Genomic DNA, 25895 nt, shown 5'->3' on the forward strand with positions numbered 1-25895 from the left:
TAGCACAGGACTTCCGGGTGTCTCGACTTCGCTCGACACGAACGGAATTCAAAAGGCGGCTTGCACGCAACCGGTCGCCAAGAGACATTTCGTAAACCTCATCCCAACAAAAAAGGGCCGCAGTTTCCCGCGGCCCCTTTTGTCGTCGGCAGTCGCGCCGGTTATTCGAAGTCGCTGCCACCACCCGCGGGGCTGCGCGGCGGGGCTGCGGCGGTCAGGCGAAGCGCTTCTGCCGAGCGGCTGATCGAGCTGATTTCATCCGGCGTATCGTCATCGTCAACGACGACCTTCTGCAACGTCGTGATCAGCACTTCCTTCAGATCCTTCGGACGCACGGTCTGTTCGGCAATTTCGCGCAGGGCCACGACGGGGTTCTTGTCGCGGTCGCGGTCAACGGTCAGTTCCGAGCCGCCCGAAATCTCGCGCGCCCGGTGCGCGGAGAGCAGGACCAGGTCGAAACGGTTGGGAATCTTGTCGACGCAATCCTCGACGGTAACGCGGGCCATGTTGTTTCCTTAGAATATCGGAGAGACCAGCCTTTTTGGGGGCGTGGCGGCAAGCGCTGCGCGCTAGCAGCAAGGCCCGTCGCTGTCAATCGACGCCCTGCCCTTGCCGCGCTCGCAGCGCCATGCCTATGAGCGGACGATGACCGATGCGCCCTGCCCTGCCGACGACCCTGACAAGCTGACGGCAGACGTGGCCGGGCACCGGCTGGAGGTCATCGTCGACGGCGACCAGCGGCTCGAACGCATCCTCGCGCTGCTGAACGGCGCGATCCGCAGCATCGACATCGTCATGTATATTTTCGAGCATGACGGCGCCGGAACCCGCGTCCTTGATGCGATGATGGCGGCGGCACAGCGCGGGGTTCAGGTTCGCGCCGTCATCGACAGTTTCGGCTCGTCGGATACGTCCGACGACATCTTTGCCCCGCTGCGCGCAGCTGGCGGCAGCGTCACCTTTTTTTCTCGGCGCTGGCGGTCAAGCTATCTGGTCCGCAATCACCAGAAACTGTTGCTGATTGACGAAGCGGTGGCGGTGACCGGCGGTTTCAATATCGCCGCACCCTATCTGGGAACGCAGCCCGGCCAATGCTGGTTCGACTTGGGTATCGTCGTGCGCGGCCCGTCGGTTGCGCGCATGGTCGCCTGGTTCGCCGAAATCCACGATTACACTTTAAACAACGACGGCAAGTTGCTGATGCTGCGCCGCCTGATCCGCGAATGGCCGGTGGATAGCGGACCAGTGACCTGGCTGGTCGGCGGCCCGACCCAGCGGCTCTCGCCGTGGGCGCGCGCGGTGCGCACCGACCTAACCGGCGCGCGCCAGCTCGACATGGTCATGGCCTATTTCTCGCCCGGCCAGGGTATGTTGCGGCGGCTCGGCCGGGTCGCGCGCGATGGCCGCGCGCGCTTCATCATGGCGGCGAAGTCCGACAATGCGGCGACGATCGGCGCCTCGCGGCTGCTCTATGGCTATCTGCTACGCAAACGCGCGCTGATCTGGGAATATCAGCCGTGCAAGCTGCACATGAAGCTGATCGTCATCGACGATGTCGTTTATGTCGGCACCGCCAATTTCGACATGCGAAGTCTGTTCGTGAATGTCGAGGTGATGCTGCGCGTCGCCGACGCCGGTTTCGCGGCGCAGATGCGCGCGTTTATCGCGGCGCAGCAGAACGACTGCGACGACATCACGATCGCGGTGCACAAGGCGCGCGCCGGGTGGCTGACCCGGCTGCGCTGGACGCTGGCGTGGTTTGTCGTCGGTGTCGCCGACTACACCGTGTCGCGGCGGCTGAACTTCGGGCTCGGCGAAACCGATCCCGATCTGGAAGTTTAGTCCTTCCAGCCCCAGAAGAGGAAGCAGGGCGGCACGTTCACCCACTCGAACGCATTGTCGATGCGGGCAAAGTGCGGCGCCAGGAAATCGCGGGCGCGAGCGCGGAATTGATAGACCAGAAACGCGCCCCCGGGGCGCAACACGCGGTGCGTCGCGGCGGCGATCGCCGGACCGACACCGGTGGGCAGCGTCGAAAAGGGCAGGCCCGAGAGGACATAGTCGGCCTTTTCAAACCCATGCGCCGCGATGATCGCCTCGACGTCGGACGCCGAACCATGGACCGCGATAAAGCGGCTGTCCCGGATGTCCTTGCGCAAATAGTCGATGAAATCTTCATTGGTATCGATCGCGATCAATGTCGCGTCGCCCGCCATGCGTTCGAGCACCGGGCGGCAAAAGGTGCCGACCCCCGGACCATATTCCACAAACAGCGTGGTATTTTTCCAATCGACCGGCCGCAGCATATGACGGATCAGCGTCGGCGACGACGGGACGATCGACCCCACCATGACCGGATGCTTGATGAAGCCACGGACGAACATGCCCCACGGCCCGAAAAAGCGTTTGAGGCGTGCGCGAAGGCGGCGAGCCAGCGGCACTTTCGTTTCTTGGGCCTGTGCCCGCGGATTGGTCATGATGGCTTTCGCGTTGTTGCGGTTGGCGCTGGCGTGGCAAAAACGGCGCCAAGGCGCAAGGAAAGAGTCAGTCTTGACTCTGGACAGGTCGCCGCTGGCGTGTAGGGAAAAGCCGACTTGCAGGGACCGCGCGGCGAAAGGGATCGGCCATGGCAAAGACATCGGGCGCGATCCCGGCCGACCGCATGACGATCCTGTTCGCGGTGATGCTGGTTGCCGCCGCGGGCAACACCGCGATGCAGTCAATCCTGCCCGCCATCGGTGCCAAGCTGCATATCCCCGACGTGTGGGTCAGCCTGGCGTTCAGCTGGTCGGCGTTATTGTGGGTGATGACCGCTCCCTATTGGGCACGCCAGTCGGACAAGCGCGGCCGCAAGGCGCTGATGGCGCTGGGGGTGATAGGGTTTATGCTGTCGATGGCGCTGTGCGGCGTGGCGCTGTGGTCCGGGCTGCAAGGCTATCTCGCCGCCGGGACCACCTTCGTCATTTTCGCCCTGTTTCGCAGCCTGTATGGTGGCTTCGGGTCGGCGGCGCCGCCCGCGGTGCAGGCCTATGTCGCGGCGCGCACCGACCCGGCGGAACGCACCCAGGCCTTGTCGCTCGTTTCCTCGTCCTTCGGCCTTGGCACGGTGATCGGTCCCGCGATCGCGCCCTTCTTCATCCTGCCGTTCGTCGGGTTGGCCGGTCCGTTGCTCGTCTTTGCCCTGATCGGCCTGCTCGTTCTGATCATGCTCCGCTGGCGGCTGCCTGACGATGTGCCGCGGTTCGCCGCGCGCGGCGCGATCGTCGCCTACCCGACGTCAGCGGGTTCACCCGCCACGGCAACCGACGATAGCGACCACGATGTCGTCGATCCCGGCGCCGCCAGCGCCCCGCCGCTGCGCTGGTCCGACACCCGCGTTCGCCCGTGGCTGCTCGCCGGGTTATACGGCGGGCAAGCGCAGGCGATGATGCTGGGCGTCATCGGCTTCCTGATCCTCGACCGGCTCGATCTGCGCCTCAATCCCGACGAGGGCGCGGCGATGACCGGTATCGTGTTGATGGCCGGCGCTTTTGCGACGTTGTTATCGCAATGGGGACTGATCCCGTTGCTCAAGCTATCGGCGCGGACCGCGGTCTTGATCGGTTCCGCGCTCGGCGCCACCGGGCTGATCATCACCGGCCTGTCGCAGGATCTGCACGGCATCATCATCGGCTTCGCGCTCGCCTCGCTCGGCTTTGGCCTGTTCCGCCCGGGCTTTACCGCTGGCGCTTCCCTATCGGTGCCGCGCCGCGACCAGGGCAGCGTCGCGGGCATGACCGCGTCGATCAATGGATCGGCCTATATCGTCTCGCCCGCGATCGGCGTGCTGCTCTACAACTGGCACCCGATGGTCGCCTATGGCCTGATGGCGGGATTTTGCGGCTGGCTGGTGCTGTGGGGCTGGTCGGCACTGCGGCTCGACCAGCCCGCGGCTTAATCCTTCACCGCACCGTCGGTGTGCTTTTGCTCGCGCACGGGTTTGAGCATCCCGGGCGCAAAGAAGCCGATCGGATTGACGCTCATCGCCGCCTGCTTGATCTCGCCCTGGATTTTTTCATAATCCTTTTCCATCGCTTCGGTCACCGACGCGCGGGTATCCTTCATCGCAGCGTCGAAATCGGCCATGGTCACCAGATCGCTGTCGATCGACCGCTTGAGCGCCGCCAAACCCGCCCGCCGCGTCAAATCCTCCAGGTCCGCACCGGTGAAACGATCAGACTTTTCGGCCAGCACCGCCAGATCGACATCGTCGGCGAGCGGCATTTTGCCGGTCTGGATTTCCAGGATGCGCTGGCGCCCTTCGGTGTTGGGAACCGACACATAGATCAGCTCGTCAAGCCGCCCCGGCCGCAGCAACGCCGGGTCGATCAGGTTCGGGCGGTTGGTCGCGCCGATAACGACGACCGACTGCATTTCCTCGATCCCGTCCATCTCGGCCAGGATCGTGTTGACGACGCGTTCAGTGACCTGGGGCTCGCCCGACGTGCCGCTGCCACGCGCTGGCACCAGGCTGTCGAGTTCGTCGATAAAGATAATCGTCGGCGCGACCGCGCGGGCGCGGGCGAACAGCCGCGCGATCTGCTGCTCGCTCTCGCCATACCATTTCGACAGCAGATCCGACGATTTGATCGAAATAAAATTGGCGTCGGACTCGCGCGCCGCCGCTTTCGCCAGCAACGTCTTGCCGGTTCCCGGCGGGCCATAGAGCAGGAAACCCTTCGCAGGTCGGATGCCCAGCCGACGAAACGCCTCGGGATGCTTGAGCGGCAGCTCGATCCCTTCGATCAGCTTTTCGCGCGCCGCGTCCAGCCCGCCGATGTCGCTCCACCGCGTCGTAGGCGCCTGCACCATCACTTCGCGCATCGCCGACGGCTGGACGCGCTTTAACGCATTGCTGAAATCCTCCCGCGTCACGCGCAATTCCTCCAGCACCTCGGGCGGGATCGTTCCTTCGGCCAGATCGAGTTTGGGCATGATCCGGCGAACCGCCTCGATCGCCGCCTCGCGCGTCAGCGACGCCATGTCGGCGCCGACAAAGCCAAAGGTCGTGCGCGCCAGTTCGGCCAGATCGACATCGATGGCCAGCGGCATACCGCGGGTGTGGATCCCCAAAATCTCACGGCGTCCGCTCTCGTCGGGCACCCCGATGACAATCTCGCGGTCGAAGCGGCCCGGACGGCGCAACGCTTCATCGATTGCATCGGGACGGTTGGTAGCCGCAATCACTACCAGATTGGTGCGTGGCTCCAGCCCATCCATCAGCGTCAGCAACTGGGCGACGAGGCGCTTTTCGGCCTCGCCGGTCACCTGCCCGCGCTTGGGCGCGATCGAATCGATTTCGTCGATGAAAAGGATCGACGGCGCCGCCTTGGCGGCCTGTTCGAAAATATCGCGCAGCCGCTTTTCGGATTCGCCATAGGCCGACCCCATGATTTCGGGGCCGTTGATCAGGAAAAATTGTGCTTCGCTCTCGTTGGCGACGGCGCGGGCAAGCCGCGTCTTGCCGGTGCCCGGCGGCCCGTGGAGTAGCACCCCGCGCGGCGGATCGACGCCCAGACGGCGGAACAACTCGGGGTAACGCAGCGGCAGTTCGACCATTTCGCGCAGCTGATCGATCGTCTCGCCCAGCCCGCCCAGATCGTCATAGGTGACATCGGTGCGGCGCGTGTCCTGCGGCTCCTGATATTCGGGCAGCAGTTCGATTTCGGTATTTTCATCGATGAACACCACGCCCTTGGGCGCCGCCGATACGACGATCAGGCGGACCTCGGCCAGCGCATAGGCGGGCGCGTTGAGCATCTGGCGCAATTGCGGCGGCATGTCGCCCGATTCCAGCCGCTGCTGCCCGGCGGTCGCGACGGTGTCGCCGGCCACCAGCGGTCGCCCGAAAAAGCTGCGTTTCAGCGCGTTCGCCGATCCTTGCAGCCGCAGATTTTCCTGAGCCGGGGCGAACACCACGCGGCTCGCCGGGCGCGTTTCGACGCGGCTCAGCATCACCATGTCGCCCGCGCCCGCGCCCGCATTCGCGCGCTGCAAACCGTCGAGCCGGATGACCTCCAGCCCTTCATCCTCGGCATAGGGAAGGACGACGCGCGACGCGGTCTCGCGCTTGCCGCTGATCTGGATGATGTCGCCCTCGGTGACGCCCAGTTCGGCCATCGCCGAGCGCGGAATGCGCGCGATACCGCCGCCGCTCTCTTCGGCGCGCGAATTCGCCACCTGCAGTTTCACTTGCTTTTCTTTTACCGCTGCATCGGCCAAGGCGCGTCTCCGTCAAAAAGGTCACTATGCCGAAGATAGGATGGTCGTTCCCGATTTGCGACCCCTCGCGCTTGGCGCGGCTCGCGCAATCCTATGACGCACTGCACAAAATTGTGGCAAGTCGCACGGCGGCATGTCATCATCGGCACTCGATATGGCACGCCTTCCTCCCCTCAGCAGCATGGAGGCCTTTCTCGAGGTCGCCCGCCATGGCACGGTCAAGGCGGCTGCGATCGAACTCGGCCTGTCGATGCCGGCGCTGTCGCGGCGCATCCAGACGCTGGAACATGCGGTCGGGCGGCCGCTGTTCAACCGCCATCATCACGGGCTCAGCCTGACCGAGGCGGGGCGCAGCTTGCAGGAACAGCTGGCGCCGATCCTGGATGAGCTCCGGACCGTCATCGGTCAGGTCGGCAGCCCCGACGCCTCGCTGCGCCTGCACCTCAATGTGCTGCCACTGTTCGCGCAGCAGCGGCTGTTCCCGCGCCTGCCTGAACTGCGCCGCGAACATCCCGAACTGCACATCGACATCGACACGATGTCCCACGCCGAAGCGCGGCTGGGCGACGGGATCGACGCCGCGATCGCCCTCGCCCGCTCGATCGACCCAGCACTCTATGCGGCGCGGCTCGATCAGGACAAGGTGTTCCCGATCGCGGCGCGCAACCTGACCGACGCCGACCGGCCGATCGCGGTCCCCGAACAATTGCAGCGCACGACCATCCTGCTCCACCGCGAGATGCCCGAGACCTTTACCGAGTGGAAAAAAGCAATCGGCATGCCCTACCTCGAGCCCGCGGGCATCGACTATTTCGACTCGGGCCCGCTGATGCTCGAAGCCGCGGCGCAGGGCATCGGCGTCGCCTTCATGCACGGCCACCACTTCGACGACGCGCACGACCCGCGCCTCGTCCGTCTGTTCGATTTCGACGTCGACAGCCCGTACAGCTACTGGTTCGTCTGCCGCCCGCGCGCGCTGCGCCAACCCGCGGTAAAACTGTTCCACGACTGGTTGCTGGCAGCAAAGATCTGAAGGATGATGGTGCTGCTGGGGAGGATTGAACTCCCGACCTCGTCATTACCAATGACGCGCTCTACCACTGAGCTACAGCAGCAACCGAAACGCCCGCAAACGCCTGTTCGCTGGGCAGGCGCGGCCTATGGCGGGGCGCCTGTCGCCTGTCAAGGTGCCAGGCTTGACGATATAGCAAATTCGGGCGCATGGGTGGGCGGGTGAGCAAAACACCTTCCCCCGCCGACATCGAACGCGAACGCCGCCTGGCCGAGGCGTTGCGCGACAATCTGCGCAAGCGCAAGGCGCAGGCGCGCGGCGCCAAGGCTGAAACCGCGCCTAAAGACTGACGGTCACGGTCACGGCATCACCCTCGGCCAACTCCTCGGCCTTGCGGACCGCGGCTTTGACCGGCAGCAACCAGCCGCCGCTTTCCTTGTGTGGGAACACTGACGTCTGCCAGCGCGTGTCGCCGATGGCCGCATCGACCCGCGCCGACCCGAAGCCCTTCCGCCCGTTCAGCCACTGCCCGCTGATCGCCGCGATCCGGATGCCGTCGGCGGCGTCGCCGGTAATGGTGACGAAAAACCACGCCGCCGGGGCGGTCGCCGATTGCCAGCGCCAGAGTGGCGTGGTGACGGTGAAATCCTCCACCGCTATTTCGGGGCGGTCGCGCGGACGGGCACCGGGATATTGCAGATGTCGGCGCCACCCGCAGGCTTGATGAAGAAAGGATCGCGGCGATTGGTGCGCGCGTCGGCGTAGCGGGCGAAGCTGTCGCTTTCGGTTGAAAGATATTCAAATCGCGGCTGGTCGGCAGCGGCGAGTTCGGTGGCGATGCGGATCGAGGCGATCGGCACCCGCTCGGCTTCGATCTCATAGAATCCCAGCGCGCCGGTTCCGCGCGGCAAGCTCGACAGATGCTCGATGCCGCTGACAACGCGCCCGATCAGCGCGATATTCCGGTCCAGATGGCGCGGGGCGTGGCCGATCACGGTGTAGAGTTCGGCGCCGCTGCCGGTGTCGGGCGACATGTTGCGACCGACTCCGACCATGCCATAGCAGTGGACGGGCCACCAAACTTGGTCCCAGCCATATCCCGAAGTGGCAACCGGCCAGCCGGAATAGAAGTCCGCCCACTGTGCATATGCGTCGCGACTATGCCAGTCGGGATAGGGGTCAGGTTCGACGCGCGGCAACAAGATTGCCGACGCCTGCCGCGGCTGACGCTTTGCATCGCGCTCCGCATTGCGAGCCTGCCATTCGGAAAGGCCGGACGTATACTGACCCTCCGGCACCGTCACTAAACCCTCAGGCAGTGCCTTCTTCTCGGTCGCATCACCCCATTGCACGACATAATTGTCCTGCACCCGGTTGACGCTCGTCCCGTCCCACCAGTGCGCGGCGGCGAGTTTGCGGATGTTGCCGATCCACCCCTGGCTGAAAGGCGCGGGCATCAGCTGGATGACGATGCGGCGCGGCTTGCTCTTGGCGTCGGGCGTCAGGTCCATCACCAGCAGGTCGGACGGCGCAATCGCAATCCAGTCGCTGACCGGCGCGGCGGCCGCGATCTCGCCGGGCGACGGAATCGATGTGAGCTCCTGCGCGGCGACCGGGGCGACGAGTGAAGCCGCGGCGGCGGCCAGAAGCAGATGTTTCATGCCGCCTGTCTGCCACGCTCAACCGGCTTGCGAAAGCCCCGCCGAGCGATTAGGGCGCGCCTTCCAGTGCATGCGGAGCGGTGGCCGAGTGGTCGAAGGCGCTCGCCTGGAAAGTGAGTATAGGTCAAAAGCCTATCGTGGGTTCGAATCCCACCCGCTCCGCCAGCTGCCGCACCGCGGCGATGCCTGCCGCGCTTTTCCCGCTGCATCGTTTGAATTTGGGGGGACGATCGGCGGCGCCGGTTGGCGGCGGCGGTTGACCGTAAATGGTGCCCCTGGCCGGACTCGAACCAGCACTCCTTGCGGAACCGCATTTTGAGTGCGGCGAGACTTCCGTATAACATTGATAACACTGCATGTTTTTGACTACAACCGAAAACTGTGTAAGGATTTGTGTAAGTTTGGATCCTTAGAGTGTCTGCTTTGCACCCCAATTGTCGCCGTTGACCGATCGCGCGGTTGATCACGAAACCCGCCGTTCGTTCGTCTTCGGATGCCTGGATTGCGCCTGACTGACTTTGGGACAAAACGGTCGTTCCCAAGCATGATCGGCAATGGCCAGTTTCGGCGGCACCGGACATTCACTCAGTTGCGACGCTGCCCCCAATGAATGCGCAAGACTGACCGGTTGCAGGCCGGCAACTCCAAAATACCTGATGCGGGGAAGCTGGCATTCGTCCAGTCAGTTAACCGAGCCGATTTCACTGATGCAATGTGACTTGCTTCGCTCCGGCATGTACAAGTAGAATCCGCGGATGGCTGAAAATCAACCTGATACAAAACTGAAGCGCGATCCCGCCGAGCTGTTCGGCGGCAAGCGATTCGATATCGAACACGCTCTCAACATGTACGCGACGAGCTTCGTTCTCATGCCTGCCTTCGGAATCTACGAGGAGACGATTGTGGCGGCGTTCAAGCCGCAGCTCGCGAAGTGTCACATCTACGTCATCGGCACCATGCCGGCGATGGAGACCATCGATCAACGCCTTGAGAATGGGCAGCTTGTCATCGGTATGCTCGTTGCCGGCAAACGTCATGAACTCGCCTGGCCGATGCCTGAAGGCGTCGAGATGGTCGAGACCGAGCGGGGCTGGTTCATCAAGAACGGTGACGGCTACTGGGCGCCCTCTGACGACGAGATAGCGCAACGGTTAAATAACGAACAGGACGCAGTCCACTTCGAGGTACTCTATATCGGTCAGGCTTATGGCAAGGACGGGTCCCGCAACGCCCTAGACCGGCTGCTCAAGCACGAGACCCTGCAGCGGATCTCGGTCAAGGGCGTACCCGCCGATCGTCGACTCACGCTTCTCATGCTTGAAATCGTGCCGGGCAACCGCATGATCACGTTTATGAACCCTTGGGCCCAGGCCACGGAGGACGGCAGCGCCCGCATCTCGGCGGGCTTAGACAAGCTGTTCGGGACATCAGACGCCGAACGCGTGACCCTCTACGAGGCGTCGCTGATCCGTCACTTCCAGCCACCGTTCAACAAGGAGTTCAAGGAAAGTTTCCCTTCGACCAATCTGAAGGTACTGGCGGACTGCTACGACAAGGACTTCTCCGCCTTGATCTCGGAGATCTGCATCGACGAACTACCGTTCAAGATGACCTCGGATGCCGTTCCCCCGTCCCAGTATCACACCGCCAAGTTCGACCTTCACGAGGACGAGGCGCGTAAAGTTTTCTTCGGCAGGAAGAGGTAGCGGCGCGGGGGCCGTGGGCACGGTACGAGGTGGTCAGAGAGACCATCTGCGTCGCTATTCTGCATAGCCAGTCGTCGCGTCAATTTTACCGTTTTTGTCGCACTTCGGCATGAGCGCCGGAGTTCGAAGGGAGCCACGAAGATATGGCAACGATACGGCATGACGCTAGGTGAGTGGCGAACTCGAAGGCGGTCATTTCGACATTACGGTTGACAGAATAGCTATGATGGGAGGGGATTTGACGCACGCTCAAGCAATAGAATTGCTCGACGAAGCGGCGCGCGAACTGGCTGAAATTCATCGCGGGAAGCACTATGCTTTGTGGCGCGATGAAAAACGTCGTTCCCTTGGCGACGCCCTTCAACAAGTCTCGCCGTTCAACGCCTATAGTGACAATTGGATTTTCACTGGCGATGGCGGGGGGGCGATAGCGCAAGGCCGGTTCGGCGATTGGGCGATTGATCGTCTGGTCGAGAAGCTCGACGCTGCCGCGATTTTCGCTGCCTTTGGCGAAGAGATCGCCGGAAATGTTGGACACTATTCCGAACTGAGCGCAATCCTCGGCGTGCAACTAGACGCTACCGTCGATTTGGGCGGCGGCGTGACACTGGATGCAGAGCCCGAGGATTATTTCGAGGGGCTGATGCACCGCATCCCATTCCAGATGCTGCCCGTGCCGTCAGGAACGAGCGTGCTGTGCCATCAATACCGTGTCGAGCCCGCATTCGAGCTCCGCACCGGCGCGCCGCTCGGCGAGAGTGTGACGACACCTGCTGCGTCGGCCCGTGATCAGGTGCGCCAGCGAGTGCGCCTGGCGTGCCTCCTCGCCAGCACCGGTCCGGTCGAGCTACCTTTTTCGCTGCTGCAGCCGGATCGAGCGAGCCTGTTCGTTGCTGGAGACGGCAATCAGTCCGGGCGCCCGTTCGCCGCGATGCCGTTGGTCGCATTTCCCGTTGAGGGCGCGGCAGTCGCGCGAGCCTATGGTCTTCTCGCAACCTTCCGGGGCGGCGCCAGCATGGCGCGCGCGATCGACCGGCTGGGACGTTCGCGCCTGGCGATCAACCCGGTAGATCGCGCGCTCGACCTCGGCATGGCGTCCGAGATCGTGCTGATGCACGACCACAGCCCCAACAATACCGAAATTGCCCATAAGATCGGCAGCCGCGCGGCATGGCTTCTCGGTCAAGCACCGACCGAGCGGGCGACGATTTTCGCTGACATGAAATCGCTCTATGGAGCTCGGTCACAAGCGGTGCATTCCGGCGTTTTGTCGTCACGATCGACCATAGACCTCGATGCTGCTGATGCGCTCGTCACGCGTATCTTCACCGCGATCCTCGCTCGTGGCGCCTTTCCGGATTGGTCTAGCCTGGTGATGGGCGGAGACGCCTTGCAACCGGGGGAGGACGAAGGTGACGCATAATACAATGCGTGCGCGTCCTCGACCGGAAAAACGAAGTGCGGCTCATTCTTGCGTTCAAATGACGCGCCAAAGTCGGTAGTTATTCCAGATGCCTACCACCGCCTTTTCGAACCACTTCAGACGCGAACTTGATGTCGGCCAGCTCGCTCGCCTGATCCTGCAGGGCGCGCCGCACGCGAGCGAGAATCACCTCTCGGACGCTCAGCGCGTCTGGATCCGGACCGACGTGCGCTGCTCGTCCTGCGGCGTGGGCGGCGCTCAGATTGTGCGGGCAACGAAGCCCGCGGGCGCACGGGGCGGCACCCGACAGGCGCATTTTCGCTTCGTCGGCGATAATGCCATGGACGCCCACCACCGCTTTTGCGAGTTCCACGGGGCCGATGGCCAGGAGCGGCAGACCGAAAGTCTCGTCGACTTCGGAAGTGCCAAGACCATCGAGACCCGGCTTATCGGCCAGCTCGTCTGCAAGGGGATCGAACAGGGTATCTTCGACCAGACCGCGATCCGTGGAATGCGGCAATGGTTCTTCGACCTTAAGGCGGCAAACCGCTTTACCATCGCCATTGATTCGACGGCAGTCGACTGGCTCTCCGCGCTCCTGCGCCATCCCTTCTACCAGCGATGGGTCTTCCACCCAGTGCAGGCGCAACTTCCTGGCTTCGACTGGAAGCAGGCGACCCGTCAGGCATTCACCGAGCAGTTCTGGCCACTTTTCGATCACATGTCCGGCAGGCGCCTCGGCGATACCAAATCGCGCACGAAGGAGTTGGTTGCCCGCTTCGCGGGCCAGGAGGTGTTTGACCCAGCGGCGCTCAAGCCGAGCTATGAGCTGACCCTCCAGCTCGCGACCTTCATCGGACGCAATTCCGGGCTGGATTTTCGCCGGTCAAAGCCCGATGAATATCGGTGGAACGGCGCACCGCCGGCGCTGCTGGCCTTGTGTGCCCTCATACTGTTCGTATCGGACTGGCAGTTGAACGCGGCGATCGGCAAGTTCGCGCAGATCCTGGCAGCGCCTGATCCGAGTGATCCGCTCCTTGGAAATGTCGTCGGGCTGAATCCCTTCCACGACTATGCCGCTTGGAAGATGGTGGTGCTCGCCCAGGAGATTGCCGAGCAGCCCACTGACGTCCGTGTCTATGATGCCGAGCTCGCGCGGATCGAGGCCGAACTGCGCGAAGCCTATCACGCTTGGACCCAAGGCCAGGGCTGATCGCTCATCGCGGAGGTGGAGGGCGCATCTGGCCGCCCAAAGCCGTCCTATCTTCCCAGGCCTGCCGCACCATTGCATCGCAGATCAAGTCGCGCGGAACCTCGCCTTTACGAACGAGAGCTGCCATTCGCTCGCGAGCCTCGAACGTCGTATTCTGGTCGGCTACCGCCAGCCCGATCGGCAGCAGAAGGGACTTAGCGGCCATCCGCAGCCCAAGGGCGAAAGTCAGCTTCCGGCAGTAGCGGATGTGCGACGGCTAAGGTCAACTCGGTCCTAAAAATGCAGCATCCATAAAACGGTGAACGTCCTGCGCGAACAGCCAAACTCTCGCACTGCGCGCGAACCTCAAGCTATCCAAGCATCAGAAAGATCTGCGACCCTTTGACCTATGCTTAGCTGACGTTAACATCGGCGCCTTAATCCGCTGAGCCATTCGCTTAGCAGCAATCGAGGGTTCGTTTGGGAAGGTTGATTTCACCGCCTTTGGTCGATTTGCCGAAGCTGCGACAGCCGCTGACGGCTGGCGAGAGCATGGTGCTGGAAATGTTTGATCAAACGCTCGATCCCGAGTGGGAAATCTACGTCCAGCCCCATCTCAACGGCCTGCGGCCGGATTTCGTCCTCTTGCATCCAAGGGTTGGAATTGCGGTCTTCGAGGTGAAGGACTGGAATCTTGATGCGATGGACTATTTCGTTCGTAAAGGAACGAAACGTCCGGAGTTATGGGCTAGGCGGGACGGTAAGGAGTTCTCCCGCCAATCCGAGAATCCCTTTCCAAAGGTTGAATATTACAGAGAAGCCATATACAATCTTTACTGCCCCAGGCTCCCTAAGGACAAAGGCTTCGGCGCTATTACGGCGGGCGTTATATTCCCATTCGCTAGCATTAATCGCCTGCGTTCTCTCTTCTCCCCTTTTTTGCAACACGGTGAGCTGGAAGCTGCGGCGAAATATACCCCCTTGAGCGGTGTAGAGGAGGTCGCAAATGGGCTGATCTCTCAGGTTTTCCCGGAATCTGCGCGCAAATCGTCGATGCTGATGCGTCCTGAGCTCGCCGACGATCTTCGGGGTTGGCTCATGGAACCAGATTTCTCAGCGACACAACGCCGTCCCCTCGAAATGAACGCTAGCCAGCAGCAGTTCGCTGGCTCCAGAACCGAGAGTGGATTTAGGCGGATAAAGGGTCCGGCGGGATCAGGGAAATCACTGGTTTTGGCTGCGCGCGCCGCCCGACTTGCCGATGAAGGCAAGACAGTCCTCGTAGCGACTTTTAACATCACGCTATGGCATTACCTGCGAGACTTGGTCGTTCGTGAGCTGAAATCTGGATCCAGTTATCGGAATATTGTTTTCGTCAACTTTCACAGTTGGTGCAGGGACGTTTGCGAGACCGTGGGGTGGTCCGAACCCTACGACGAACTCTGGAAATCTGGTGATCCTGTCTCGGTAATGGAGACAGCCCTCCCGGAACTGGTAGGGCAATCGGCCGCTGAATCAGCGGCCCCGAGCTATGACGCCATACTTGTCGATGAGGGACAAGATTACCGTCCCCTTTGGTGGAGCACACTGCGCACGTTTCTGAAGCCTGGCGGCGAGATGCTCATGGCGGCAGACGCGACACAGGACATTTACGGGACTGCTGGAGCATGGACTGACGATGTTATGGCGGGAGCTGGCTTCAGAGGTGCGTGGGCTAATCTGGATGTTAGCTACCGGCTGCCCGTATCCGCAGTGCCGCTAATTCGAGACTTCGCTGAGCGCTTCCTTCCGGATACGGAGATCAACCTACCGCTTCCACAGCAAGCCTCGTTCGAACTCGCACCTTGTCGGCTACGATGGGTACAATGCGCGACTGAAAACTCGGTCACCGCCTGCGTCGAAGAACTGCTGCGCATGATGCATTTCACCGGCGAGGGTAGCTTCGCCAATGCGGATATTACCTTCCTTGCGTCCGACACAGCAAGCGGGAGCGAGGTAGTTGATGAGCTAGAATCACACGGCATCAGAAGCGTGTCCACCTTTGCGCAAGACACGCAAGAGCGGAGGCGCCAGAAAGTTGGCTTCTACATGGGTGACGCGCGCATAAAGGCGACGACACTTCACAGCTTTAAGGGCTGGGAATCCCCGTTGCTGGTCATACAGGCTGGAGCTTCGATCGATGCTGGAAGCCGAGCACTCATATATACCGGCCTTACGCGGCTCAAGAATACGATCGCGGGCAGTCGACTTACGATCGTAAGCTCGTCACCAGACTTCCTGGATTTCGGGAGAACGTGGCCCAATTTCCATGACGTTTCAGCCGAAGGCAAGACCGGTTTCGGCGTGAGCGGACGCTGATGCGACGGTCGCAGGATGGCTTGAACTGGTCGCCTGCTGTCGATCAGAGAACTGGCGAAAAATGGGACATAGCCGTCAATCGAGCCAGAAAACTCGAACGTCCGTGCCTCCAACACCCGACGTTCAAGGCTGATGCAGGCAGGAGATGAGATCATCGCAGGCGGCATAATAATATTGACCCGGCTCCGAGGTCATTTTTGGCTTGTAGAGCGCTGAAGGCCAAGCGTCCTTCCTCTGGCACTCTTTAAACATGAGCGAATGGAACAGGTCGCTGTCCATGTAGATTTCCATGCGAGGATGGGTCCCCGCCTTGATGGCCTTGCGCGCAGCCGCTTCGATCAGCGAGATTTGCGCGAAGGGAAGCCCCAGGCTGTTGAGCGAGATGTGGTTCTGCGCTTTCGAGATATGGAGCAACGGGTCGTCATAATATTCGTTCGACCCTTGCGCGAACACCCCATAGATTTCGAGGCCCAACGCGTCCCGGTACAGCGTCTGCAACTGCCGGAAGAGAATGAAGAGGTTCTCCATAGTGGAAGACCGTCTGCTCGCTAACTTTCACGTACAATTTGACGGTTCCTTTCCTGATATTGAAGCCCAAGCGCGGATTTTTGCCACTTGCATTGCACGTAGCCAATATTGACCCGACTCGGGCGCCCGCCGGTCATTCCGGCGGGAACCCAACATTAATCGGCCGGAATCCAAATGATGGCGAACTGATCGCCGTCCTCAGTTCCAGCGGTATGAACAAGGTTTGCGTGAAGCTGTCGTGGTTCGAACCCAAGCAAGACACGCGTGGAGCGATATTTCGACCGATGCGACGGCGAGGCAAAATGCAGTCGATCAACGCTGCGGTGCTTAAAGCTTCTGCTCTTCTTCTCGCCGCCGCAGCTCCCGCTCGACCGCCTCGCGAATAAACTTCGCAAGCTGACGGTTTCCGACCTGCGCTTCGATCCGGCGGATCGTGTCTACAGATAGCCGGATGGTCGTGGCTTTCATTCCGAGCGGCGGGCGTCCCATGCCGTCGTCGCTATCGGCGTCGCGCTCAATCTCAAAGAGAATCGCGTTAATGACATCGTTTATTTGCATATACGCTACCGTTTATGCTATAAACGATAGCGTAAACAAGCTTAGGCTTTTCGGCGGAAGATGAACTGAGGCCGAATCACGCCAGCGACGGAGGCGACATGATCCACAAAGCCGCTAGCCCCCGATCGAAGTCGATCAGGATAGACAAACCGGCGCCCGTCCCGACTTCGCCTTTATTGGAGGAGCAGCGCCCCGCATTCCCGATGCTAGTGAGATCACGCGAGGGCCGGGTATTAAGCGAAGCTCGCTATCGGAACGGCGAGAGTTTCGCCCTCGCGATTGAGGAATTGCGTTTCCCCGATACTGGCGACCTTCTCTACCAGACCGGCATCGTGACCCAGATGGCGTTAAGCTCGCATCTGCTGGATGTTGGCTTTGATGATCGATGGTGCGCCCGGAACATCGGCCTGCACATCAGCACGGCACTGGCATATGCCAATGCGACCGGCCTCAATTATCAATCCCCGGAACTAGAGCGGCTGGCCACGGTGCTGTCACCCTATAACGTCTGGCGAAATCCGGACATCCACGGTTCGCGGCCCCCGGTCCCCGCATCGCTGCCGGACATTCCACTCTTACTCAGAGAACTGCTGGACCATGTGCGTGGCATAACCGGACACTCTCGCCCTAGGCGGAGGAAGGCTCTTGGCTGAGGACAACATGGCCGCCCGCTTCGCGCGCACGATCCGAGGCCTGTTGGTCCCGCCCCCGGTGGTTCCAAGACTTGACGAACATGTCGATCCGGAGATTGCGCGGGTCGAGTGGGCGATAGCCCGCTTGCCGAAGCTCACTCGCGAAGTGTTCCTGATGCACCGCTTTGAAAATCTTGGATACGACCGTATCGCGCATCGGCTCGGCATCAGCGAAAAGGCTGTTGAGCGGGAGATCGTCAGGGTGTTGCGCGCCGTTCGCAAGGCAAGGGAAGATCATGCCCGCGAGCTTTACAAATAGCTGTCTGGCATCGTCGCCTATGGCTGTGATTTGCGGCGCAAGGCTAAGCCAATGCAGATTGCCGGGACGGCGCCAGCATACGATTTTGCCCTGCTTTGGGGGTAGCGCGAACTGCACGCGCGATCGCTTAGGCGTCGAACCTGCCCACATTTCCGGTCTGGTCGAATGTTGTTGATTGCGAACGCCAGCGCATGAACGGGGTCAATCCCGCTTTCCCGGTATGTCCAAAAATAGGCGCACGGAGCATGCCTTTCATCATGAACCGAAGCCGGTACATCGCGCGCGCCCTTGACCCTGTTGATCGAGCTATTTGCCTTGCGCTAAGCCAAAATGCGCGTCTCACGATACGCGAGATTGCTCGAATAATCGGATTATCCTCGCCAAGCGCAACGGAACGAATGCGTCGATTGGAAGATTCGGGGGTAATTGCCGGTTACACGATCACAGTCGATAACCAGCTGGTCGGACAGCCTGTTGGTGCCCATTTTCGTCTTCGCCCTATTGCTGGTGAGATACCACGCATCGTCGCAATGCTCGCTGAATCACCTGAAATGGTGGAAGCTGACCGCGTGACAGGCGATAATTGCTTAGTCGCCAAGGCTTATGTTACAGATTTGAGCGAGCTTGAACGGTTGATTGATCGATTTCTTCCCTATGCGGCGACGACAGCAGACGTGATTCAATCCACTCCAATCAAACGCCGTTTACTGAGGTTTTAACCTCACCGGCAGCATCAATGTTCTACCAATGGGGTCACTTACTGCAAATGAAGTGCGCTTGAACGACGGCGCGCCGATGGCCGGGTAGCCGATGCAATGTCCAGGTCGCTTCGCGACTAAAGGCACCGGCGCATGTTCTCGCACATGTTCTCTTTGCCCGGCTTCGCCCGTCGTGTCGGAGAAGATCAAGGAAGCATCTTTATGCAGACCCTGGTCCTTCACAGTCATGAGAATAAAGGTCCCGCTAGGGCAGGATATCTGAGAAACTAAGCGTGCCGTCGAACAGGGCACGAACGAGCAGCATTGTGCGTTTCGGTACCTCGTATCGCTCTCGCGCATTTGTGAGATGACGATCGACGGTATCCTCCGTAATCCCCAGTATTCGACCGGTCTCCCAGTCGCTCTTGCCGCGACCGACCCAAAGCAAGCAATCTCGTTGGCGGTCCGTTAGTCGTGGCGGGCTTTTCTCAAACGCCCGGATTCCCGAGCAACTACGCGCGCGCTCAAACGCGAAGATGCCGACGAGTTGCGCCAACGGCAGCGTCGCCTCATCGACGGGGATGTCCGCGACGCTTGCGAAGGAACATGATCCGCTTGGCTCTCCAGGAACATTTGCCGGCACGGTAAAGCCATCGCCGACTCCGTATTCACGGCTGAGTGCGAGGACCCGCCGGTCCTCCGAATTTAGTGGGATCATCGTCTCCATTTCAGACCACAAAAACCCAGCGCATGACATATGGCTTGCCCGGTGAACGGGGTCGGATGTGCCGAGAGCGTTGCGGTCATGGTAGGCGACCCATTGTGACGGATAGTTGTGGATCCGGACGACGTTGGCGGCGCCTCGTGTCACCTCCACATGGTGTGTGAGAGCGAAGTATTTGAATCCCATCTGCGTGCAGATATTTCCAAGTGCTGCTGCCAACTGCCCGGCCTCAGGCGCAGACTTGATCTCGCGCAGCATCTCTTGGGTCGTCATCTTGATCGTCATCAGCTAGCCTTCGGATCGCTGACGGACCTATCTCGCGGTCCCGTTGTCGTTGATCGTCCTTCACTGATTTAATGCTTTGCGATGCTTCTCATGGCGTCGGTCGGCAATAGTTGCGGGGAAAAACTGAATAACTTTATGAATCTCCTACATTCAACTAACTGATTATAGCTCAGATTCTGCTTCAAATCTACCTTTGTTGAAAAGCCCCTGCTCCGTAGAAAGCTGAAAGGTACATACCCCTTTTCCGGGATTTTCAATGAGTGCGCATTTCCAGATCAATGCGCATATGGCTTCCTACCGTCATATTTGGATTTCAGATTTCGGACACCCGGCGTCAACCTTCATTGTCGCGCGCTCGACCGATCACAAAGCCGAAATCTACGCACCGTCCCGCACCTCATTTGTAGGTATTCAGCGGTGACCATGTCAGGGGCCATGATTGCCGCCTTAGCATCGCAATGTGCGCCCAATGTCGCGCCGCAGACCGTCGCTGCAATCGTGCAAACCGAAAGCCACGGACGGCCCTTCGCGCTAAACGTCAATGGCGGGAAACAACCTCCGCCGCAGCCCGACGCCGCCAGCGCCGCTGCGACTGCACAGCGCTACATCGCTGCCGGCTATTCGGTCGATCTTGGTCTCGGCCAAATCAACTCACGCAACATGCGCTGGCTTGGCCTGACCTGGGATAAAGTGTTTGACCCCTGCAAAAATATCGAGGCGCTCGGCAGAGTACTCACCCAAAATTATAATAGGGCAATTGTCCGACACGACCCACAATCCGCGCTTCGCATTGCACTCTCGCTTTACAATACCGGAAGCTCCTCGCGGGGATTCCGCAACGGTTATGTCGCAAAGGTTGTCAGAAATGCGGGCTTTGTCGACCTAGTAGCGATGGAAGCGCCGACGGCCGCGACGATGCCTCTCGACCCGCGCGTCCGACTCATCTCGGAGAATTTTGGTTCTAAGTTGCTGCCTATCGCGCGCAGCAGCGCGCCACCTGCGTGGAACCTATTCGAGCGCGCCGCTCATGACCGGCAAAGGTCCAACCCATCTGAAACGATAGAAAGCAGGAGCGTATGGCGGGATTAAAATACTGTGTGCGAAGAACCGCAGGTGTTCGGTCCCGACTGGCGCTTTGGTTCGAGGGTATACCGCAGTCGCGGCAGAACGTGCTGCTTTGGAGCGTCGCACTCGCGCTGGTGTTAGGGGTTTCCGCGCTCAACCCTGACCCCGCCTCCGCACAGAATCTGGAGAGCTTCGCCACCAAAGTTCGCGGCCTGCTGTCATCGACGCTGCTGCGGACGCTTGCGGTCATCGCGGTGATCGTCACCGGCCTGCTCTGGTTCACGGGTCGAGCCTCCACAACGATCCTCGTGACCGTTATCATCGGCATCGCCATTGTCTTTTCGGCTGATTCCATTGTCGGCATCATTGCGGGCTGACGCGCGTGAACGCCGACACCGAAATCATGACCAAGGACCCGCTGTTCCTCGCCGTGACCCGCCCTGCACTCTGGGCTGGAATCCCGATTGAGGCGGCGGTGCTGCTGCTCATTTGCAGCGCGTCGGTCCTGATCGGAACCAACAGTCCGGTTTACGCCGCATTGGTCGCCATATTCGGCTATTCGATTTCGCGGCTGGTTGTGCGCCACGACGTCAATGCGTTCCGGCTTCTGTTCCTCTGGGGCCGGACCAAAGCGGGCAACCGCAACCGGGCGTTCTGGGGCGGAAGCAGCTACTCGCCGCTCACGCTGACGGGCATGCGCCGCAAGGGTTTTGGCCGTTATGCCTAAGCGGCTTGCATCCGATGCCATGCGACCCAACGCCGTGCCGCTCAAAGTCGCGCAGCGCGAGACGACGCCCGGGAAGTTCCTGCCCTATTCGCGTCATGTGAATGAAGAGATGGTGGCGCTCGATTCCGGCGACATCATGCTGACCTTCGAGCTGCAAGGCCGTGCGTTCGAGACGGCCGACGTGCGCGACCTGAACGATTGGCACACCAAGCTGAACGGGATGCTCCGCAACCTCCATGATGAAAGGCTGTCGATCTGGACGCATCTGATCAGGATGCGGGTCGATCAATATCCTGGTGGGGCGTTCAAATCGGGCTTCGCTGCCGATCTCAACCGTGCCTATTTTGGGCGGATCAACCAGGAACGGATGTTCGTCAACCGCTTCTTTGCGACGCTTGTGATCCGTCCAGCCGCCACCGGCGGCGACAAACTCATCCAGCTTCTCAAGCGCAAGGTCTCGGGCAATGCCAAGCGCAGCGCGGCGCTGGGGCTGGAGATCGACGAGTCCCTGATCGAGCTTCTCGACGACAAGGCCCGTGATTTTGAAAAGCTCATGGTGCGCTGCGAACCGCGCCGCTGCGCGATCTATGAGCATCGCGGTTTGATGTTTTCCGAAACGATGGAAGTCGCCGATATGATGATGACCGGACGCCCTGCCCGCGTCCCCGTTGTGCGCGGTCATCTGGGCGGTGCGTTATATCGCGCCCGCACGATCTTCGGCGCCGAAACCATAGAAATTCGGGGCGCCGACACGTCGGTCTTTGGCGGTATCTTTGGTATCCGCGAATATCCAGCACAGACAACCCCGCGCCAGTTAGAGGCTTTGCTGTCGGTGGATTTTGGCTTCGTTCTGACACAATCCTTCACCTTCCTTGGAAGGGCTGCGGCCACTGAGAAATTCCGGCTGCGCATGACCCAGATGGAAAATGCCGGCGACCGCGCCGTCAGCCAGGCCGATGCGCTGATCGATGCCGGCGATGACCTGATGTCAAACCGCTTTGTGCTGGGCGACCATCACTTCACCCTCGCGGTCTATGCCAGTTCGATGAAGGCGCTCCGCGACCAAATGGCGATCGCCCGGGCCGCGCTTGCCGATACGGGAATGGTCGCGGCGCGCGAAGGGGCTGCGCTCGAAGCGGCTTACTGGTCGCAGCTCGTCGGAAATTTCGCATGGCGTGCCCGTCCCGCGCCGATCACTTCGCTCAATTTCGCGGCCTTCTCACCCTTCCATACCTTCCCCGCCGGCCTCGCCAGCGGCAACCATTGGGGCGATGCGGTGGCGCTGCTCAAGACCAATGCGCGCAGCCCGTATTTCTTCAATTTCCACAAGGGCGATCTGGGACACACGCTGATTATCGGCCCATCGGGCGGCGGCAAGACGGTGCTGCTCAACTTCCTGATGGCACAGGCTGAAAAGACCGGCGCACGTCAGATCTTTATCGACAAGGATCGCGGCGCGCAGATCTTCGTCCAGGCCAGCGGCGGGACATATCTGGCTTTGCGCAACGGCGTCGCCACCGGTTTCTCACCGCTGAAAGCCCTTTGCGATACACCCGGGGACAAGAGTTTTCTGTCTATTTTCATCCGCCAGCTCGTTCGTGCTGATGGCCTGCCCGTCTCGGTTCAGGAAGAACGGCGGATTGAAGACGGCATCAATGCCGTGATGAAACTTCCCAGCGCCGACCGCTCACTCAGTGCGCTCCGCTCGATGCTCGGCATGAAGGACATCAGCGGCGTCGGCGCGCGTCTTGAAAAATGGACGTCGGAAGGTTCGCTTGGCTGGGTGTTCGATAATCCTGCCGACAGGATGACGCTCGGCGCCCGATTCATCGGGTTCGACATGACCGATTTCCTCGACAACGCCGACATCCGCACGCCGGTCATGTTGTATCTGTTCCACCGGATCGACCAACTCCTTAGCGGCGAGCGGATGATTATCTGCATCGACGAATTCTGGAAGGCGCTCGGCGATGAAGCCTTCCGGCGCTTCGCTCAGGACGGCCTCAAAACCTACCGCAAACGAAACGCCCTGTTGGTCTTCGCCACGCAATCGCCTGCCGATGCGCTCAAGAGCGATATCAGCCATTCGATTCTGGAACAGGTCGCCACCAAGATCATGCTCCCGAATCCGTTCGGCGCGCGGCGTGATTATGTCGAAGGCTTCGCACTGTCCGAAGCCGAGTTCAAACTGGTACGCGACGACCTAGCCCCGGAAAGCCACAAGTTTCTGGTGAAGCAGGGCCATGACAGCGTGGTGGTCGAACTCGATCTGAGCGGTCTGGACGACGCGCTGGCGGTGCTGTCGGGCCGCGCCGAAACCAACGCTGTTGCCGACGAAATCATCGCCGAGGTGGGGAACGACCCGGTGCTCTGGCTACCCCTCTTCCATCAACGGAGACGTCCAAGCTGAACTGCAAGGAAAGGCAATATGATGAAAACGATGACCAAGCTACTCGGTGCGGGACTGCTGATAGCGGCTCCCCTCCCTGCCATTGCACAGGGCATGCCGGTTCATGACAGCGCCAGTCTGGTGCAGCAAGTCAAAGCGGTGCGGCAGGCAATCCAGATTGCGGCGCAGGGCAAACAGCAGATTTCCGAAGCGCAGAAACTCTATCAGGATCTGAATAAGCTGACCGATATTCCGCAGCTGGCATCACAGCTCAAAAGCGACGCGCTACGTGAACTCGATACAAGTCCGGCCGTGCTGCATGGCTTCGGTAGCGGCGATCTCGATGTTGTAGGTGCGGCACGCGCCAAAGCCGATGCGGTTTATCGCCGCCTCCTTGAAAAGCGCGGGGTGTCGGGGTCCGAAGAGTCGCGCGCTGGCTTCGATCTCAACGCGCGCAACATCGGCATCACCGCGGGGCTTGCCGATAATATGGGTGCCGCCGTCACCTCGCGGACGCAAGGGCTTGACCAGCTCCGCGCCCGAATGGCGACCGCCGTCACGGCCAAGGAAGTCGGCGACCTGACCGTCCGGCTGCACCTCGAATCTGCGGCGATGCAAAACGACCAGCTTCGCCTCCAGGCCATCGCCATGCAGCAACAGGCTCAGGAACGCGAACGGGCGGCGGCAGGAAAGGCGGCACTTGCCCAAAAGCTCGACGCGGCGAGCCGTTATTACAAGGGACAATGAGATTGCGGATCGCGACCGTCTCGATCGCGCTGCTGATGGCCGGGTGCGGCCCATCCCCCGCCCCGCCTCCAGCCGATATGCCAGCGCGGACTTGGCAATATTATGTTGCCCACGGCGAGGAGATCGAAGCGATGCAAGCCATCTGCCGCAAATGGTCGGCCAGCGATACGCCGGCTGGATCGCAACCCGCGGTGGTCACGGGTAATTGCCGCGCGGCGGCGTTCGCCAAGTCGCAACTCCAGATCGCTCTATAAAGCGTCAACCGGGACCCGGAAAGATATATGGATTTCACCAATCATGTATTCACCACAATGTTCGAGGCGCTGGACAATGCGCTGGCGGCCATCGTGGGCAAATATGCGGCCGTGATCGGCGTCGTTAGCCCTGCTCTGCGCATCGGGATCGTGATCTATATTTCTCTGCTGGGCTACGCGATCATGCGCGGGGCGGTGCAATATCCGTTCCGCGAATATACCTATCGCGGTTGCCAGCTCGCTGTTCTCTATTTTGCCGTGACATCGCTCTACGGCACCCAGATTGGCATGTTTGCGCTGGGTGGCTTGCCCGGCCAGTTCGCAAACGCGCTGGGCGGTGCGGACGTTGGTGGTCTTGGCGGTTTTTATGACAAGCTGGCAGGCACCGGCTTTGAAACTGCCAACACAATGCGCAAGATCGCCGCTAATTATCAGGATTCCCAGGGTGCGCTCCCCGATATCGGCTATGCCGTCTTTGCGGGCTTTCTGGTGGTCATTGTCATCATCGCCACGCTGCTGTGCGCGGCCATCGGCTTCGTCATCAGTGCGTTCGGCTTGTTTGCGCTCGGGCTTCTCTCGGTTGTCGGTCCGCTTTTTGTGGCCGCCCTGCTGTTCGAGTCCACGCGCGGATATTTCTTTGCCTGGCTCGGGGCATGCATCAACTATCTGATGCTGATCGTTTTCGCGCTCGTGCTGACACTGTTTCTGACCCAAACGGGCGAGACGATCATCGCCACCATCTCGGAAAATGACGACATCGGCATGGCCGCGATCAAGGCGCTGGCTTTTTACGCGCTCGGCTTCTTCTTTTTCCTCCAGATTCCATCGCTCGCCGCTTCGCTCGGCGGCGGCGGCCCTGCCCTTGCCAACCAGTTTGCGTCCGCAATCGCAGCGGCAGGCGGGTTCGTCGTTGGGCGCGGCGCAACCGGCGCTCAGGCCACCAGCCGAGCCATCGAGCGGGGCTTCGCGCGCGGCATAGCGCGGATGCGGACATCTGGATCAATCAGTCGCGGCGCAGCATAAAAGGATTGGATCATGCGTAAGCATATGATGAGTATATTGGTTGCGCTGGCACTCATTGCACCAGTCGAGGCCATCAGCGCTGCCTCGAAATCGCCAAAACTTGCCAAATGTAGCGGTAAGCAGCGCCGCCCGGCCAACCCCAATGGTACGATCCTGCCAACGGTCGATCCCCTCGCAGGAACATCAACCCCAGCCTACCAGACGCCAGACCAGGAAGAGGGACGCAAAGGCGTTGACGTATTTCCCGAGCCCGCACAGCCCGACGCCAAACCCGGCCCGCAGGTCCCGCCCATCAGCAGCGCAACGCCAACTACCTCCTATCGGAGTTGCTGA

Annotated in this window: 28 protein-coding genes and 2 tRNA genes; 20 read left to right on the forward strand and 10 right to left on the reverse strand. The window is 60.8% G+C overall.

The window, feature by feature from the left end; genetic code table 11:
• Positions 1–161: 161 nt before the first annotated feature.
• Positions 162–506, reverse strand: a complete 345-nt coding sequence (gene rpoZ / locus J2X44_RS11850; protein WP_310084188.1) for a DNA-directed RNA polymerase subunit omega — start codon at positions 504–506, stop codon at positions 162–164.
• Positions 507–645: 139 nt separating this feature from the next.
• On the opposite strand from rpoZ, the gene J2X44_RS11855 reads away from it, so the two are divergent.
• Positions 646–1842, forward strand: coding sequence for a phosphatidylserine/phosphatidylglycerophosphate/cardiolipin synthase family protein (locus tag J2X44_RS11855; RefSeq protein WP_310084191.1), 1197 nt, complete (start codon positions 646–648; stop codon positions 1840–1842).
• Here J2X44_RS11855 and J2X44_RS11860 read toward each other — a convergent pair.
• Entirely contained in the window at positions 1839–2477 is a 639-nt protein-coding gene (locus J2X44_RS11860) for a methyltransferase domain-containing protein (RefSeq protein ID WP_310084196.1), read from the reverse strand. The two genes, J2X44_RS11855 and J2X44_RS11860, sit on opposite strands and share 4 nt — an antisense overlap.
• 149 nt (positions 2478–2626) lie before the next feature.
• Between J2X44_RS11860 and J2X44_RS11865 the strand changes: the two genes are divergently transcribed.
• Positions 2627–3937, forward strand: coding sequence for an MFS transporter (locus tag J2X44_RS11865; RefSeq protein WP_310084199.1), 1311 nt, complete (start codon positions 2627–2629; stop codon positions 3935–3937).
• Here the strand turns inward: J2X44_RS11865 and J2X44_RS11870 are convergent.
• On the reverse strand, positions 3934–6261 hold the full coding sequence (locus tag J2X44_RS11870; RefSeq protein ID WP_405053371.1) for a CDC48 family AAA ATPase: 2328 nt from the start codon (positions 6259–6261) through the stop codon (positions 3934–3936). The two genes, J2X44_RS11865 and J2X44_RS11870, sit on opposite strands and share 4 nt — an antisense overlap.
• Positions 6262–6415: 154 nt before the next feature.
• Here J2X44_RS11870 and J2X44_RS11875 point away from each other — a divergent pair, with 154 nt between their 5' ends.
• Complete coding sequence (locus J2X44_RS11875) at positions 6416–7294, forward strand: LysR substrate-binding domain-containing protein (protein ID WP_310084201.1); 879 nt, start codon at positions 6416–6418, stop codon at positions 7292–7294.
• 7 nt (positions 7295–7301) lie between these two features.
• Here J2X44_RS11875 and J2X44_RS11880 read toward each other — a convergent pair.
• Positions 7302–7376 (reverse strand) — tRNA-Thr (locus J2X44_RS11880).
• Between the two features lie 118 nt (positions 7377–7494).
• Here J2X44_RS11880 and J2X44_RS11885 point away from each other — a divergent pair.
• A complete protein-coding gene (locus J2X44_RS11885; protein WP_310084204.1) occupies positions 7495–7623 on the forward strand; it encodes a hypothetical protein in 129 nt (42 codons plus the stop codon).
• Here J2X44_RS11885 and J2X44_RS11890 read toward each other — a convergent pair.
• On the reverse strand, positions 7613–7927 hold the full coding sequence (locus J2X44_RS11890) for a DUF1905 domain-containing protein (protein WP_310084207.1): 315 nt from the start codon (positions 7925–7927) through the stop codon (positions 7613–7615). The genes J2X44_RS11885 and J2X44_RS11890 overlap by 11 nt on opposite strands.
• Before the next feature lie 2 nt (positions 7928–7929).
• The gene (locus J2X44_RS11895) at positions 7930–8934 is read right to left on the reverse strand and encodes a peptidylprolyl isomerase (RefSeq protein WP_310084210.1); all 1005 of its coding nucleotides are present in this window, start codon (positions 8932–8934) and stop codon (positions 7930–7932) included.
• Between the two features lie 74 nt (positions 8935–9008).
• Between J2X44_RS11895 and J2X44_RS11900 the strand changes: the two genes are divergently transcribed.
• The 5 genes from J2X44_RS11900 (at position 9009) to J2X44_RS11920 (ending at position 15613) form a co-directional block, all read left to right on the forward strand.
• A tRNA-Ser gene (locus J2X44_RS11900) sits at positions 9009–9099 on the forward strand.
• A 590-nt stretch (positions 9100–9689) separates the two neighbouring features.
• Complete coding sequence (locus J2X44_RS11905; protein WP_310084212.1) at positions 9690–10640, forward strand: hypothetical protein; 951 nt, start codon at positions 9690–9692, stop codon at positions 10638–10640.
• Between the two features lie 169 nt (positions 10641–10809).
• Entirely contained in the window at positions 10810–12063 is a 1254-nt protein-coding gene (locus J2X44_RS11910) for a HEPN domain-containing protein (RefSeq protein ID WP_310249292.1), read from the forward strand.
• Positions 12064–12151: 88 nt separating this feature from the next.
• Positions 12152–13276: a hypothetical protein gene (locus tag J2X44_RS11915; protein ID WP_310084218.1), complete on the forward strand. Its 1125-nt coding sequence runs from the start codon at positions 12152–12154 to the stop codon at positions 13274–13276.
• A gap of 531 nt (positions 13277–13807) precedes the next feature.
• A complete protein-coding gene (locus J2X44_RS11920) occupies positions 13808–15613 on the forward strand; it encodes an NERD domain-containing protein (RefSeq protein WP_310084220.1) in 1806 nt (601 codons plus the stop codon).
• Between the two features lie 123 nt (positions 15614–15736).
• On the opposite strand, the gene J2X44_RS11925 is transcribed toward J2X44_RS11920, so the two are convergent.
• Together J2X44_RS11925 and J2X44_RS11930 are read right to left on the reverse strand one after the other, a co-directional pair.
• Positions 15737–16141: a hypothetical protein gene (locus tag J2X44_RS11925; protein WP_310084223.1), complete on the reverse strand. Its 405-nt coding sequence runs from the start codon at positions 16139–16141 to the stop codon at positions 15737–15739.
• 327 nt (positions 16142–16468) lie between these two features.
• Positions 16469–16699: a hypothetical protein gene (locus tag J2X44_RS11930; protein ID WP_137751614.1), complete on the reverse strand. Its 231-nt coding sequence runs from the start codon at positions 16697–16699 to the stop codon at positions 16469–16471.
• Between the two features lie 98 nt (positions 16700–16797).
• Between J2X44_RS11930 and J2X44_RS11935 the strand changes: the two genes are divergently transcribed.
• The 3 genes from J2X44_RS11935 (at position 16798) to J2X44_RS11945 (ending at position 18369) form a co-directional block, all read left to right on the forward strand.
• Positions 16798–17352: a hypothetical protein gene (locus J2X44_RS11935; protein ID WP_310084228.1), complete on the forward strand. Its 555-nt coding sequence runs from the start codon at positions 16798–16800 to the stop codon at positions 17350–17352.
• Positions 17345–17650, forward strand: a complete 306-nt coding sequence (locus tag J2X44_RS11940) for a sigma factor-like helix-turn-helix DNA-binding protein (protein ID WP_310084231.1) — start codon at positions 17345–17347, stop codon at positions 17648–17650. Before J2X44_RS11935 ends, J2X44_RS11940 begins: the two co-directional genes overlap by 8 nt.
• Positions 17651–17895: 245 nt before the next feature.
• Complete coding sequence (locus tag J2X44_RS11945) at positions 17896–18369, forward strand: Lrp/AsnC family transcriptional regulator (protein ID WP_310084234.1); 474 nt, start codon at positions 17896–17898, stop codon at positions 18367–18369.
• Here J2X44_RS11945 and J2X44_RS11950 read toward each other — a convergent pair.
• Both J2X44_RS11950 and J2X44_RS11955 read right to left on the reverse strand, forming a co-directional pair.
• Complete coding sequence (locus J2X44_RS11950; protein ID WP_310084236.1) at positions 18355–18597, reverse strand: hypothetical protein; 243 nt, start codon at positions 18595–18597, stop codon at positions 18355–18357. The two genes, J2X44_RS11945 and J2X44_RS11950, sit on opposite strands and share 15 nt — an antisense overlap.
• 16 nt (positions 18598–18613) lie before the next feature.
• Positions 18614–19357 carry a LuxR family transcriptional regulator gene (locus J2X44_RS11955; protein ID WP_310084239.1) on the reverse strand — a complete coding sequence of 248 codons (744 nt, stop codon included), beginning with the start codon at positions 19355–19357 and terminating at the stop codon, positions 18614–18616.
• 435 nt (positions 19358–19792) lie between these two features.
• Between J2X44_RS11955 and J2X44_RS11960 the strand changes: the two genes are divergently transcribed.
• The 8 genes from J2X44_RS11960 to J2X44_RS11995 are packed head-to-tail and all read left to right on the forward strand — an operon-like array spanning position 19793 to position 25895.
• Positions 19793–20446, forward strand: a complete 654-nt coding sequence (locus J2X44_RS11960) for a lytic transglycosylase domain-containing protein (protein WP_310084242.1) — start codon at positions 19793–19795, stop codon at positions 20444–20446.
• Positions 20434–20799, forward strand: coding sequence for a TrbC/VirB2 family protein (locus J2X44_RS11965; RefSeq protein ID WP_282950457.1), 366 nt, complete (start codon positions 20434–20436; stop codon positions 20797–20799). Before J2X44_RS11960 ends, J2X44_RS11965 begins: the two co-directional genes overlap by 13 nt.
• 26 nt (positions 20800–20825) lie before the next feature.
• Complete coding sequence (locus J2X44_RS11970; protein ID WP_310087030.1) at positions 20826–21149, forward strand: VirB3 family type IV secretion system protein; 324 nt, start codon at positions 20826–20828, stop codon at positions 21147–21149.
• Positions 21150–21168: 19 nt separating this feature from the next.
• Positions 21169–23559, forward strand: a complete 2391-nt coding sequence (locus J2X44_RS11975; protein ID WP_310084245.1) for a VirB4 family type IV secretion/conjugal transfer ATPase — start codon at positions 21169–21171, stop codon at positions 23557–23559.
• Positions 23560–23577: 18 nt separating this feature from the next.
• Positions 23578–24285, forward strand: a complete 708-nt coding sequence (locus tag J2X44_RS11980) for a type IV secretion system protein (protein ID WP_310084249.1) — start codon at positions 23578–23580, stop codon at positions 24283–24285.
• Positions 24282–24539 carry a hypothetical protein gene (locus J2X44_RS11985; RefSeq protein WP_310084251.1) on the forward strand — a complete coding sequence of 86 codons (258 nt, stop codon included), beginning with the start codon at positions 24282–24284 and terminating at the stop codon, positions 24537–24539. Before J2X44_RS11980 ends, J2X44_RS11985 begins: the two co-directional genes overlap by 4 nt.
• A 27-nt stretch (positions 24540–24566) precedes the next feature.
• Entirely contained in the window at positions 24567–25562 is a 996-nt protein-coding gene (locus tag J2X44_RS11990; RefSeq protein WP_310084254.1) for a type IV secretion system protein, read from the forward strand.
• A 12-nt stretch (positions 25563–25574) separates the two neighbouring features.
• A complete protein-coding gene (locus J2X44_RS11995; protein ID WP_310084256.1) occupies positions 25575–25895 on the forward strand; it encodes a hypothetical protein in 321 nt (106 codons plus the stop codon).

This window comes from Sphingopyxis sp. BE259 (assembly GCF_031457495.1).
Lineage (GTDB): Bacteria > Pseudomonadota > Alphaproteobacteria > Sphingomonadales > Sphingomonadaceae > Sphingopyxis.

Excerpts from the sequence above, each read along its gene's own strand:
- J2X44_RS11950 (WP_310084236.1), bottom strand. The coding sequence starts at position 18,597 with ATGACTGTGAAGGACCAGGGTCTGCATAAAGATGCTTCCTTGATCTTC.
- J2X44_RS11970 (WP_310087030.1), top strand. The coding sequence starts at position 20,826 with ATGACCAAGGACCCGCTGTTCCTCGCCGTGACCCGCCCTGCACTCTGG.
- J2X44_RS11945 (WP_310084234.1), top strand. The coding sequence starts at position 17,896 with ATGCCTTTCATCATGAACCGAAGCCGGTACATCGCGCGCGCCCTTGAC.
- J2X44_RS11925 (WP_310084223.1), bottom strand. The coding sequence starts at position 16,141 with ATGGAGAACCTCTTCATTCTCTTCCGGCAGTTGCAGACGCTGTACCGG.
- J2X44_RS11895 (WP_310084210.1), bottom strand. The coding sequence starts at position 8,934 with ATGAAACATCTGCTTCTGGCCGCCGCCGCGGCTTCACTCGTCGCCCCG.
- J2X44_RS11980 (WP_310084249.1), top strand. The coding sequence starts at position 23,578 with ATGATGAAAACGATGACCAAGCTACTCGGTGCGGGACTGCTGATAGCG.
- J2X44_RS11935 (WP_310084228.1), top strand. The coding sequence starts at position 16,798 with ATGATCCACAAAGCCGCTAGCCCCCGATCGAAGTCGATCAGGATAGAC.
- J2X44_RS11860 (WP_310084196.1), bottom strand. The coding sequence starts at position 2,477 with ATGACCAATCCGCGGGCACAGGCCCAAGAAACGAAAGTGCCGCTGGCT.
- J2X44_RS11905 (WP_310084212.1), top strand. The coding sequence starts at position 9,690 with ATGGCTGAAAATCAACCTGATACAAAACTGAAGCGCGATCCCGCCGAG.
- J2X44_RS11955 (WP_310084239.1), bottom strand. The coding sequence starts at position 19,357 with ATGACGATCAAGATGACGACCCAAGAGATGCTGCGCGAGATCAAGTCT.
- J2X44_RS11965 (WP_282950457.1), top strand. The coding sequence starts at position 20,434 with ATGGCGGGATTAAAATACTGTGTGCGAAGAACCGCAGGTGTTCGGTCC.
- J2X44_RS11995 (WP_310084256.1), top strand. The coding sequence starts at position 25,575 with ATGCGTAAGCATATGATGAGTATATTGGTTGCGCTGGCACTCATTGCA.
- J2X44_RS11915 (WP_310084218.1), top strand. The coding sequence starts at position 12,152 with ATGCCTACCACCGCCTTTTCGAACCACTTCAGACGCGAACTTGATGTC.
- J2X44_RS11855 (WP_310084191.1), top strand. The coding sequence starts at position 646 with ATGACCGATGCGCCCTGCCCTGCCGACGACCCTGACAAGCTGACGGCA.
- J2X44_RS11875 (WP_310084201.1), top strand. The coding sequence starts at position 6,416 with ATGGCACGCCTTCCTCCCCTCAGCAGCATGGAGGCCTTTCTCGAGGTC.
- J2X44_RS11985 (WP_310084251.1), top strand. The coding sequence starts at position 24,282 with ATGAGATTGCGGATCGCGACCGTCTCGATCGCGCTGCTGATGGCCGGG.
- J2X44_RS11975 (WP_310084245.1), top strand. The coding sequence starts at position 21,169 with ATGCGACCCAACGCCGTGCCGCTCAAAGTCGCGCAGCGCGAGACGACG.
- J2X44_RS11990 (WP_310084254.1), top strand. The coding sequence starts at position 24,567 with ATGGATTTCACCAATCATGTATTCACCACAATGTTCGAGGCGCTGGAC.
- J2X44_RS11930 (WP_137751614.1), bottom strand. The coding sequence starts at position 16,699 with ATGCAAATAAACGATGTCATTAACGCGATTCTCTTTGAGATTGAGCGC.
- J2X44_RS11920 (WP_310084220.1), top strand. The coding sequence starts at position 13,808 with ATGGTGCTGGAAATGTTTGATCAAACGCTCGATCCCGAGTGGGAAATC.
- rpoZ (WP_310084188.1), bottom strand. The coding sequence starts at position 506 with ATGGCCCGCGTTACCGTCGAGGATTGCGTCGACAAGATTCCCAACCGT.
- J2X44_RS11865 (WP_310084199.1), top strand. The coding sequence starts at position 2,627 with ATGGCAAAGACATCGGGCGCGATCCCGGCCGACCGCATGACGATCCTG.
- J2X44_RS11960 (WP_310084242.1), top strand. The coding sequence starts at position 19,793 with ATGATTGCCGCCTTAGCATCGCAATGTGCGCCCAATGTCGCGCCGCAG.